We start from the raw sequence: 11,086 nt of genomic DNA, 5'->3' as shown, positions 1-11,086 counted from the left end.
TGAGTGAAACGATACAAACAATATATAATTTATGCAAAATCTATCTCAAATCGAGATCAATGGGTAAGGTGTGGGTATTCATGGAGCTACGACAGATTCAATACTTCATCGAGGTTGCTAAACGAGAGCACTTCACCGAGGCCTCACATCATTTACACGTCGCCCAGTCAGCCCTCAGTCGGCAAATCGCCAACCTGGAGGAGGAGCTCGGTGTGTCACTGTTCCTCCGCGAAGGTCGCAATATCAAGCTGACGGCAGTTGGAAAAATCTTTTTGCAGCACGTCGAAATGGCGATGAACGAAATCGAGAAAGCGAAGGAAAAGATCGAAGAGTTTCTTGATCCGTCTCGGGGCACGATTCGTGTTGGTTTTACGAGCAGCCTTGCCGCGAATCCCCTTCCGACGGTCATCTCCGGTTTTCGCGCGCGTTATCCGGACATCGGCTTTCAATTAAAGCAAGGTTCTTATCAGGGGCTGATCAACTCGGTCATCAACGGAGAAATTGACCTGGCTTTTCTTGGACCTGTTCCCACTCAGGAAAAAAATGTGCGCAGCTACATCTTTTTCGCTGAAAATATCGTGGCGCTCCTGCCCGCGAAGCACCCGCTGTCCAAGCAGCCAAGCTTGCGTCTCAGTCAATTGCAGGAAGATACCTTTGTGTTGTTTCCACCCGGTTTCATCCTCCGCAATATCGCAGTCAATGCTTGCTCGCAAATGGGCTTTTCTCCTAAAGTTGCGTTTGAAGGGGAAGACATCGATGCCATTAAAGGGTTGGTGGCAGCAGGCTTGGGCGTCACTTTGTTGCCAGAGCTTACGTTAACGGATAACGTTCCTCGTGAGACCGTGAAAATCCCGATAAGTGAGCCATTGGTTACGCGAACTGTGGGCATTATCATCCCCAACAACCGGGAGCTTCCCCCTTCTGAAAAGCTTTTTTATCATTTTCTGAAAGAGTTTTTTGATGTGCTGAGTAAGTACAGTTAAACTACTGACAGACAGTTGTCAGTAGTTGGGCCTTAAAATCAGAAGTACCATCCATTTTAAGGAGGAACTTCGATGATGAGTCACAACCAAATTGCGGGGCTTTGCTACGATCAGTTATTGGGCGGATGATATGCAGGCGGCAAAAAAGTGGTACACAGAGCTACTGGGCATTGCGCCATATTTCGAACGCTCTGGACCGGATGGACAGCTCGCCTATGTCGAGTTTCGTATTGGCGACTACAAGCACGAGCTAGGCCTCATTGATCGTCGGTTCTCGCCTGCAAAAGCGGTACCTGGCCCGGGTGGCGCAGTGATGTACTGGCACGTCGACGATATCGAATCCGTACTGGATAAGCTTTTATCCATGGGAGCAAGAGAATACGAGCCCCTCATCCAGCGTGGTGACGGATTCATAACGGTTTCTGTCCTTGATCCATTTGGGAATGTCCTCGGCATTATGTACAATGCACATTACCTGGAGATTCTCGCTTCGTTTCAACCAGAGTAAGAAAAAGTCCTGATGAACAGATGCATCAGGACTTTGTGTATCGATCTCGGTATTTTAAAAAATAGTTGGCACCATGCCCCCATCCATACGGATCGGTGAACCTTTAAATGCGGTTGCATAAGGGCTGGATACGAATGCTACCAGCCTGCCTATTTCAAAAGGCTTAATAAACCGCTGCAACTCGGATTGAGGCAGGTTTGCTGCCATAAATTGCTTCTCTTTTTCCGAAAATGCCATGTCATCAGGAAACAAACGATCAATGATTTGATAGACATTTTCGGAAAGCGTTGGCCCTGGCATGATTGTATTGGAGGTGACTTCTGTTCCTACCGTTCGTTTAGATAGGCTTTTTGACAGTGATAATAGCATCGATTTCGTCATGCAATACTGAGGCATTTGCCCTGAAGGCATGATCGCTTCTTCACTTGCGATAAAGATGATTCGTCCATAATTGTTCTTCAACATGTTAGGCAAGTAAAATTTAGATAATCCATTTGCCGCTAGGACATTTGTTCGGAAGTATTTTTCCCATACTTCATCGTCAACGTCTTCATAGGACATGATCTCATAAATACCCATATTGTTAACAAGAATATCAACGTGGGGATACTTCTCAAATAAAGCTTCTCTTTGCTGCCTATCCACCAGATCGGCCGTAGCATTCTGAGGGGAAGTATCCGGGAATTCTGACTTCAATTCATTTACGATACGCTCTACCTCTTCATCATTCCGTCCATTTACGAGGACATTGACGCCTTCTCTGGCAAGCTCAATGGCAATTGCTTTCCCAATACCCTTCGTCGATCCAGTAACTAAAGCAGTTTTGTTCCTTAATCCCATATCCATGACACTTGTCTCCTTTGTAGTCATTTACGGCAAGCTGACTAGAAGTTCATCTTGGAACATCCTTGTGCTCCGGATAGAGATTATCGTACTTTTTCTGGATCGTTCGGTAACTAGCGTACTGCGCCAAAGTTCTTGCTGAACCCGCCAAATATGGAAGCCAAGAAAATGCTAGCTCTGCTAGGAACGGGTTATGTCAGGGCTTCTATGACCGCGGGATTGACCCGATAGTATTCGGAACGCCAATTTGAAGGTGTATCGCCTTCCCAAAGGCGAAAGGCTCGGTAAAATGAGTTCTGATCTTCATATCCAAGTAAAAAAGCCACTTCTTTTATATCGAGCTTGGGGTCGGACAAGTATTCTCGTGCCTGTTCATGCCGAGCCTGTGTTAACAGTTGCTTGAACGTAGTGCATTCATCCGTAAGTCTGCGCTGCAAGGTACGATCGCTCATGCCCAGCTCGCTCGCAACTGCTCGAATATCTAGGCGGCCTCCGGTTAGGCTTCGCTTCAAAATCCACTTGACCATCTCAGCAACGGTATGACTATACTGTTCATCCAATGAACGATCCAATACAGGTGTCAATATCTCCAGCAATTCTTTGTTATACGAAAGAAAGAGGCGGTCCAGGTCGCGTCGATGGAGTGTTAATCGGTTAGCGGTGGTGCCAATCCGTATCGGACAGCCGAAGTAAGCTTCAAGAGCAGTTACATCCCCCATCGAGTGAGAAAATTCCACGGACTGTGCAGTTAATCGCTTGCCCGTGCCCCGTCGTCCAAGTTCTAAAAGAAAGGCGAGCGTGGTTCCAACCAGGACTGGTGGTCCGGTTTGCTCACTATGCATCCACTCCAATTCGATTGTACAGCGCTCTCCCTCCTCTGTTATACGCAACTTTTCCGGAGGGCACAGTTGTTTATACCGTACCATTCGATTAAGCGCGTCGCGATAGTCACGAGCATGGTAGGTCGCTAAAACAGTTGGTGGATATTGTGCCGTTTCAAAAGTGGTGGAAAGCTTGATGATTCCGGTAGCAATGTCACCAGCTAGATCGGAGTACGCTTTCCATATTCTGAAATATTGAGCAGTGGTGACTACAGCTGGTTCTGTAAGAATGGTGAGCGGCAGGCGCGCTTTGCGAACGAGGTCATAGGGGGCAATCCCTAGTCGTTGTAATCCTGCCCAAAATCCCGCCGGGAATTTTATTCGGTCTGCTTTCATTACGTATGGATCTCCTTTAGTTGCTTACCGCTTCGTTCCGCTTATGCTTAAGTATACATGAAGGTGATCGTATGCGTTATTTTTGCTTGCCCATCGCTTTCATGATTTCTTCAATCCCGTCTATTTTCGCGAGAGCCATCGGTCCTGGTAACGAAGGGTCTGCCAATTCATAGACCCGGTTGTTTTTGACCGCGTTCAAGCTATTCCACACGTTGCTTCCTTTCAAGGCCTCTTTCACTCCACCTTGGATCGGAGCTTGCCAATTATTGATGACAAACAGGTGGTCTGGATTTAATTGAGCGAGGCTCTCCAGTGAGAGCTGCCCATTATCATTTGCCCCTTCTGTTCGTCTCAAGCCAAGTCCATCATAAAATGGATCGAAGCGTCCATCGGTCCAAGTAATGAACTGCTCTTTCCCTCTGTACATGACGAACATGACTGACTCCTGACTTCGAAAGGCGAGCTGTTCTCTGTATGCCGCCGATTTTCTATCAAACTCGGATAGCACATTCGCAGCCTTCTCCTCTTTTCCAATAATGGCTGCGATTTGTTGAAGGGTTTCACGCCAATCCCCAGCTTGTGGCAAGATGACAGTTGGCGCAATTTGCGATAATCTTTCGTATTGGTCCCGCATGTCATCAGCGGCAATGATGACATCAGGCTGAACAGCCAGCAGCTTCTCCAGATCAACCTCCATCCCTAGATCGATGATATTTTTATCCGCCACTCGTTTACTGAGACTGGGGAAATTCGCCGTAATGGTCGATACACCTTGAGCAGCAATCGGATACTCATCCAAAACGGCTAAGTAGTCAACAAAAGCAATGTACGGCGTCGCGAATTTTATTGGTTTTTCCTGAATGACTGTTTCACCTGATAGATGCGAGATCGTCCGTGGAAAAGCCCTCTCGCTCTTTACAGGCGTTGCGTCTTGGTGTTCCACATGTTTGTTCGTAGCTGGTGCAATTGTTTGTTGGCTCGATCCTCCGGCGCATCCTGTTATCATTAGAACTAAAATGATAGCTAGGGCCATAAAAATACTACCTTGTCGCTGCATGCTCCGTCTTCTCTCCTTTTGAGGTTCTCTTACATAATAAAACATGTAAATGAGATTCGTTATCAACGCCACAAATGATACTACTGGCCGATCATCCATACCACCTGTAGACGGAATAGTTTGCTGGTTATCGGGATACTGAGCCTACCTGTTAGAGGAACGTCTCACGAATGCGCTTGGGTTGACTCCATATTTCTCCCGGAATGCTTCGGCAAAGTAGCTCGTATTCGTATATCCGATAGCACCCGCCGTTTCCGTCACATTCATTTCCCCTTGTTGAAGCAAACACAAGGCTTTTTCCAACCTCTTTTCTCGCAAGTAGCCAAAAACGGTCGTGCCGAACATTGCTTTAAAGCCTGCCTTTAGCTTGTAGTCATTTAAACCAATCATTCTGGATAGTTCAGGTAATGAAGGCGGGTCTGCCATGCATTCCAGCATGATCTCCCTTGCTTGCGCGATCTTTTCTTTGTCGCTTTTCGATAAAGGAACAGACGCCGTTTCTCTATCAAGCAGAAAGGATTGAAACGCCATCGAAAGTAGTCCCAAAACGCCAGTTTCCATCTCAATCATTTTCACTCCCGGTTTGGCGGCGTACTGCATCACTCGCTGGAGTGCAACGGAAGCGGCAGGAGACAGCTTTTCCTGAAAGATACGGAACGATTGTTTTCCAAGAACTTGTCCGAATTCAATGGAACGCTTTCCGTTCGACTCCACCATAAAATGATGAAAGGTCGACACCGGAATACCGATGCCAAGCATGTAGAACGGCTCATTTCCAACATATTCAAACCTCGCTTCCACTTCTGACATGAATTGAAGCGAGCAAAGACCAGGCCCAAATTGGTGCTCTTTGCCTTGCACGCTTATGCCTCTTTGCCCTTTTAAACAAAAATTTAGCTCTACCATAGGGCTTTTCGTACATAGAGAGATACTCTCAGATCGGTAAAATGTATAATCGGATACAACAACTTCCATATCATACCGAGGAAGAAACCGATGAACATATCCCTCCCCCATCTCTGGATGAAGGGTCAGATGTGTTTTCTGATCCACATTCTGTGTTTCCAGATTCATGCTGTCGAAAAAGTGATGAAAGTTTTCTTGAATATCTGTTGAACTCAACTCTGTCCACCCCATCTGATGTGTAAAATGCATATGATAATCATTCTCAAATTATAGCGGATGGAGTAAAGTTTTACTATGATATGGGAATAGTGGCACATTTCAGCAAGAGAGGAGTTGTTCTTATGCTAGATTTAGCAAGCCCTGTATGGGGGAAGCTACAAGGTCCTTATGGTTTTTCCGATCGCATCCCTGCGCTCATCCAGCATATTGGGCACGACTATTTTTCCGAGGAAAAAGAAGAGTTGTATTGGGAGCTTCTGTATCATCAAAATACGATTTATCCATGTACATATGCTGCATTCCCCTATTTAGTAGAGATCGCTTTAAAAACGGAGAACCCCGATATTTTGTTGGACATCTTCATAACTTGCGGCATTTTCGAAGCCAGTAGCGAAAATGCACCTCATTTGGATTTGCCATCGGAGTTTTTACGAGATCAGACACCATTATTGGATCATGAGACCATCAGAGAGATCTATCGTGAATACCGACATGCCATTCTATCACTGACAGAGCAGACAGAATCCATCCTTCACCTAGCACGGATGGGGGAGCATGAAGCAGACAAGCGCTACATACTAGCTGCGGATGCTGCGTTTCGTGGGGACAAAGACATTGCCAACATGCTTCTCACCTTTTTGGAGGGAGACGAATATGTAACGGTGTGTCCGACGTGCGATCAGTCAATCTACTTATGGCCAGATAAGGATGAAGAGGTTTTGTTCGCTTACGAAGACGATCCCGTTTCTCACGGTACAGCGAAACGATTTTCAATCGTCGCCAAAAGACCGGACATGACAAATGACAGCGGACTTCAGAGATTATACCAACGTGCACTTGAGATTGGGGATAAAAAGCTGCTTGCCCATCTTCCTTATCTTGCTGGTGAATTGAACTGCTGCTCATGCGACACCCCTATCCAAGTTTGGTCGGGGCTTTTTCCATAAACAGCAAAAAAGCCCCAGCTAATGCCGTGGCCTTCTTGCTGTTAGCTTGCAGATACATCCGCCAAAGAGCCTTTCGTTGCTTGTAACAAGCCCTCTACTGCCATCTCGATCTGGACGCCAATGTTTCCGCCACTGACGATGATCGTCTCTAGCGATTGTGCTCGTTGATCGATCACCGTCGGAAACAATTTCTTCATCCCAACTGGCGAACATCCACCACGAATATAGCCGGATACCTTTGTGATCTCCTTCACGGGAATCATCTCGATCTTCTTCTCCCCGACTGCTTTCGCCGCTTTTTTGAGGTCAAGCTCGGCTTCAACGGGAATGACAAACACATAATACAATTTGCTCGTCCCTTGCGAAATCAAGGTTTTATAGACAACGTTTTCTTCGCGACCGATCTTTTGGGCGACAGCGATTCCGTCGATTTTTCCATCATCTGTTGCATATGTCAGCATGGTGTATGCGATTTTTTCTTTATCCAATATCCGCATCGCATTCGTTTTTCCTTGCTTCACGCCATTCCACCTCCACTACACGCTGGTCAACAAAATATACTCTATCTTAGGGGATGGCGTTCTACTTTTCAAACAAAAAAACGCCAATGACACAAACATGTCCGCGGCGTCTATTGATTACTCTTATTGAATCGTTACTTCGTCAATCTCGATATGACCTGCAGGACTAATCCATACACCCTGTACATTCTTTTGAATGGCCGCCAAGGTTTCGGAGAATCGGAACGGAATAAGCGGAGCTTCGTTCATTTCGATTTGTTGCGCTTTTTCATAGAGTTGTTTCCGTTTTTCTGCGTCTGTTTCTCGGCGGCCTTCGTCAATCAGCTTGTCTACTTCTGGATTGTTGTAGAAAGAATGGTTGCCAGGTGCGCCGTGTGCTTTCGAGTGATACAGGTTCGCTTGGTTGTAATCGGAATCGCCCGTAGCATTTCCCCATCCACTCATGAACAGGTCTGTCTCACCTTTGGATGCTGCATCGATATAAGCCCCGAATTCCATCACATCCAGTTGCAGGTCAATACCGATTGACTTGAGCTGTTGCTGTAAAACCTCTGCTACGCTAATACGTGCTTTGTTGTCATTCAACGCGATTTTTGCTTTGAAGCCGTTTGGATATCCCGCCTCTGCGAGTAATTGCTTCGCTTTCTCGACATCATACGGAATGTCTTTTACATTCGGGCTATACCCAACCATCGCTGGTGTAATCGAGGAGTGAGCTGGTGTTCCCACGCTGTTGTAAACGCCTTCAATAATGGTTTTCTTGTCGATTGCGTGGGCAATGGCTTGGCGGACACGCACATCATCAAACGGCTTTTTCTTTGTATTCAATCCAATGTGATCGACAGAGAATCCAGGGTATCGACCCAATTGCATGGATGGAGAATTTTGTACGCGATCGATGTCCGTCACAGGCAGGTTTTCTGCCACTTGAACCTCTCCGGTCTCAACCATGGCAAGGCGAGTTGTGTCTTCCGGTACGGTTTTGAAAACGACTTTATCCAAATTTGGTGTACCGCCATAGTAGCTATCGTTTCTCACGAGAACCACTTCTTGACCCGGCGTCCATTTTTCGAATTTGTACGGGCCCGTACCGGTTGGATGCTTGCTCAATTCTTTTCCATATTGTTCAATGGCTTTCGGGCTGATGATGCTTCCCTCTGCGCTCGCCAAAACAGACAAGATCGGTGCGTACGGGTAATTCAGAATAAATTGTACCGTGTACTCATCTACTACTTTCACTTCTTTGATTGCTTCAAACATATTAACCCGGCTAGAGCCAACGGCAGGGTCTTGAACGCGAGCGATCGTTGCTTTTACCGCTTCCGCATTGAAAGGTACGCCATCATGGAACGTCACGCCTTGACGCAGCTTGAATTCCCACGTCAAGTCATCGAGCTGCTTCCACTCACTTGCCAGGGATGGGACGTATTTGCTTTCTTTATCCATACGGACAAGCCCTTCGTAAACTTTGTGATGAATGATTGCTGCTGAAGGGATTTGGGACAGGAAATGCGGATCGAGGTTGTTCGCATCGGACAGACGCGCGATGACGAGTGTTCCTCCGGTTTTGCCAGCTTCGGCAGTACCCCCTGCTTGTCCGGCGCTAGTCGACGCATCCTGCCCCGACGAACACCCAGCCATAGCCGCAGATACCGCGATTGTCATGGCTATCAGCGTGTGATAAAAGCTCTTCTTTCTCATCTGTGTTCCCCCAATTCTTGTTGCAAATGTTTTAGCATTCAAACATGTTTTATTTTAGACAATATTCAGTCATTGTATTTTCATTTTGTTTACCTTTATTTTCAGTTTCTTTACAACTTTGTATATAAACAAAAAACTCTCCCCTTTGGTAGCGAGAGAGTAAAAAAGAGAGACTCCTCAAGAATCTCTCTTTCTTCACTAGACCCTATTATGATGATCGAGTCAAAGGCTTTTTCATCATATTGACGTACTGCACCACATACAAATACTGCTGCGTTAACAACTCCGCATCCGCTTTTACTTCCTGCAAATAGCGATTGCCCTCCACATGCAGGTCTTCTATCAATGAACCGAGGAAGCTCATATCGTATTCGGTTGCGAGCTCTTGCAGTTTTTTCAATTCCTGCAAATCTTGCTTATCAAGTTTATAGATTCCTTTGAGTAACAAGCGTTCCTGCCAATCAGTCAGCTTTTCGGTAAAGGAATATAACTCCTCCATGATTTTGCGTCCACTCCCTCACCGTTATAGGTCTAGCTTAAAGCTCGTCAGCGATTTACCCTGCATGATGCTGATCGGATAAAGCCCATCTCCTATTTTTTGCACAAGCAAATATACATCGCGCAACTCTAGCAGCCGCTTGTTTTGTTCGAGATGACGTATATTCCGGGCAAATTCCCCCTGATAGGAGATACTCAATGGGAGGGAATCACATTGCTCGTCTTCGATCGTCAAAATCAACTGCTGCGTCTTCTGATCGAAATCGACTTGGTTGAACTTCTTCGCTTTCAATACAAAAACCGAGTCCAACGCAGTCTCAAACATATCTCCTGCCGCGTCCTTCCAATCACTTGACCAGTCGCGAACGAGTACCTTGCCGAGATCCAGCTCTTCGATATTGTCCCTGGGAACGATGGTTAGCTGCGTCTCTTCACTGGAAGACAAGCGCTGCTCCCGATTCGTCTTTGCCTGTGTCAGGATGACCTGTGAATGAGAGAGCTCCTCCATGGAGATCAACCCACCCCAAGGTACCTTGCCTTTATAGCTGTCCTTAAAGGAAAACGATATGCCTTCATAATACACGGGACGCGCTTCTGTATACGTGTAGATGCGTTGATCAGAAAGCGAATAAAAGTAATACGTAATTCCCTTGTACCCTGACCGCGTCTCCCATGGATTTGCTCCCAAAGCGTACAGACTTAACTGCGGAACCATATGGTACTTACTCTTGAAGCTGCCGAGCAGCTGCTTTTTCGCTTCGATGTGATCGGTCTTCTCTAGGGCAAGCAAACTGAGATACACCCGGGAAAGCCGGTCGAGCAGTGCTTCCGTCGAAAACTTGACATGTCGCTGAAAGAATAAGTTCAGCTCCCCAAGAATGCCGCGAATGTCCTTTTCCACGCGAGGAAGATTGCCGTTATGCGCGGCGATAGCAAGCAGCTCCAGCCGTGTACAAATCGTTTGGGATAGCTTTGCCAAGCCGATGCCAAGGATCTCTGCGATTAGCGCTTTGGCCTCCGCTACGACATCAGTTTCATAGCTGACATCGGTTACGGATGCTTGTAACTGCTCACGATCCTGCAGCTGATGCATGGCCCGATAGCGCAAAATGACCTCCAGCTTGTGCAAGCAATTGCCCTTCGCCTTGCAGGTGCACATGCTCTTCCCGATCTCCGATTCACTGTCAAAAGATACGGAAATATCTTGGGTACGCAATGTCATGGTTAAAAAGGATGTTTCAACGATATCCATCTCCTCGAAATAGTCGAGGCGAAACAGCACTTCTTCCAGCTGTGCTGGGGTAAAAGCCTTGCTAATGTGAGACGGCTGCAATTGCAAGAGCCAGCTAAAGTCAGGCTTGTAGGTCTCCAGCTCTTCCTCGGTCTCTGCTCCTGCTTGCAAATGGTTTTCGGCATAGTAGACGATGGCGATGATGACATGCTTGCAAATCTTGTCTGATGGACATGAGCAGGAAAAGCGATCAATATCTGCATGAAGTCGGCATACGCTGTCATCTGACAGCGCACACTCGACGTAATCGTCCCCGAACTCGTAGGAAACGGTCATTCCTTTTTCCATTTCCTTGATGGAACGGTTGTAAATTCCTTTGTTCGCGTATTTGATCAAATACTCTTCGTTGCACAGCGCGATAAACCGATGAAATTCTGATGTGAAATCCGCCATCG

At 46.6% G+C, this 11,086-nt stretch carries 11 protein-coding genes; 3 read left to right on the top strand and 8 right to left on the bottom strand.

What is annotated here, in order from left to right:
• The first annotated feature begins 80 nt into the window (after window positions 1-80).
• A complete protein-coding gene (gltC, locus tag C7R94_RS08090; RefSeq protein ID WP_106779805.1) occupies window positions 81-983 on the top strand; it encodes a glutamate biosynthesis transcriptional regulator GltC in 903 nt (300 codons plus the stop codon).
• 130 nt (window positions 984-1,113) lie between these two features.
• Window positions 1,114-1,491: a VOC family protein gene (locus C7R94_RS08085; RefSeq protein WP_106781220.1), complete on the top strand. Its 378-nt coding sequence runs from the start codon at window positions 1,114-1,116 to the stop codon at window positions 1,489-1,491.
• A gap of 54 nt (window positions 1,492-1,545) precedes the next feature.
• Here the strand turns inward: C7R94_RS08085 and C7R94_RS08080 are convergent, their stop codons facing one another.
• The 4 genes from C7R94_RS08080 to C7R94_RS08065 all read right to left on the bottom strand — a co-directional run bounded on the left by C7R94_RS08080 (window position 1,546) and on the right by C7R94_RS08065 (window position 5,469).
• Window positions 1,546-2,337, bottom strand: a complete 792-nt coding sequence (locus C7R94_RS08080) for an SDR family NAD(P)-dependent oxidoreductase (protein ID WP_106779803.1) — start codon at window positions 2,335-2,337, stop codon at window positions 1,546-1,548.
• A gap of 188 nt (window positions 2,338-2,525) precedes the next feature.
• The gene (locus C7R94_RS08075) at window positions 2,526-3,551 is read right to left on the bottom strand and encodes an AraC family transcriptional regulator (RefSeq protein ID WP_106779800.1); all 1,026 of its coding nucleotides are present in this window, start codon (window positions 3,549-3,551) and stop codon (window positions 2,526-2,528) included.
• 76 nt (window positions 3,552-3,627) lie between these two features.
• A complete protein-coding gene (locus C7R94_RS08070; protein ID WP_106779798.1) occupies window positions 3,628-4,608 on the bottom strand; it encodes an ABC transporter substrate-binding protein in 981 nt (326 codons plus the stop codon).
• A 144-nt stretch (window positions 4,609-4,752) separates the two neighbouring features.
• Window positions 4,753-5,469, bottom strand: coding sequence for a helix-turn-helix transcriptional regulator (locus C7R94_RS08065; RefSeq protein ID WP_327934962.1), 717 nt, complete (start codon window positions 5,467-5,469; stop codon window positions 4,753-4,755).
• A 386-nt stretch (window positions 5,470-5,855) separates the two neighbouring features.
• On the opposite strand from C7R94_RS08065, the gene C7R94_RS08060 reads away from it, so the two are divergent.
• The gene (locus C7R94_RS08060; RefSeq protein ID WP_106779794.1) at window positions 5,856-6,680 is read left to right on the top strand and encodes a hypothetical protein; all 825 of its coding nucleotides are present in this window, start codon (window positions 5,856-5,858) and stop codon (window positions 6,678-6,680) included.
• A gap of 41 nt (window positions 6,681-6,721) precedes the next feature.
• Here C7R94_RS08060 and ybaK read toward each other — a convergent pair whose 3' ends face one another.
• The 4 genes from ybaK to C7R94_RS08040 form a co-directional block, all read right to left on the bottom strand.
• Window positions 6,722-7,201, bottom strand: coding sequence for a Cys-tRNA(Pro) deacylase (gene ybaK / locus C7R94_RS08055; protein ID WP_106779791.1), 480 nt, complete (start codon window positions 7,199-7,201; stop codon window positions 6,722-6,724).
• A 123-nt stretch (window positions 7,202-7,324) separates the two neighbouring features.
• The gene (locus C7R94_RS08050) at window positions 7,325-8,902 is read right to left on the bottom strand and encodes a glutathione ABC transporter substrate-binding protein (RefSeq protein WP_106779789.1); all 1,578 of its coding nucleotides are present in this window, start codon (window positions 8,900-8,902) and stop codon (window positions 7,325-7,327) included.
• Window positions 8,903-9,110: 208 nt separating this feature from the next.
• Entirely contained in the window at window positions 9,111-9,401 is a 291-nt protein-coding gene (locus C7R94_RS08045; RefSeq protein WP_106779786.1) for a hypothetical protein, read from the bottom strand.
• Window positions 9,402-9,425: 24 nt separating this feature from the next.
• Window positions 9,426-11,084 carry a hypothetical protein gene (locus tag C7R94_RS08040; protein WP_106779783.1) on the bottom strand — a complete coding sequence of 553 codons (1,659 nt, stop codon included), beginning with the start codon at window positions 11,082-11,084 and terminating at the stop codon, window positions 9,426-9,428.
• Window positions 11,085-11,086: the final 2 nt, after the last annotated feature.

It is taken from the genome of Brevibacillus sp. NRRL NRS-603, assembly GCF_003013445.1.
GTDB lineage: Bacteria > Bacillota > Bacilli > Brevibacillales > Brevibacillaceae > Brevibacillus > Brevibacillus formosus.
This window is presented reverse-complemented; position numbering and strand designations above follow the sequence as displayed.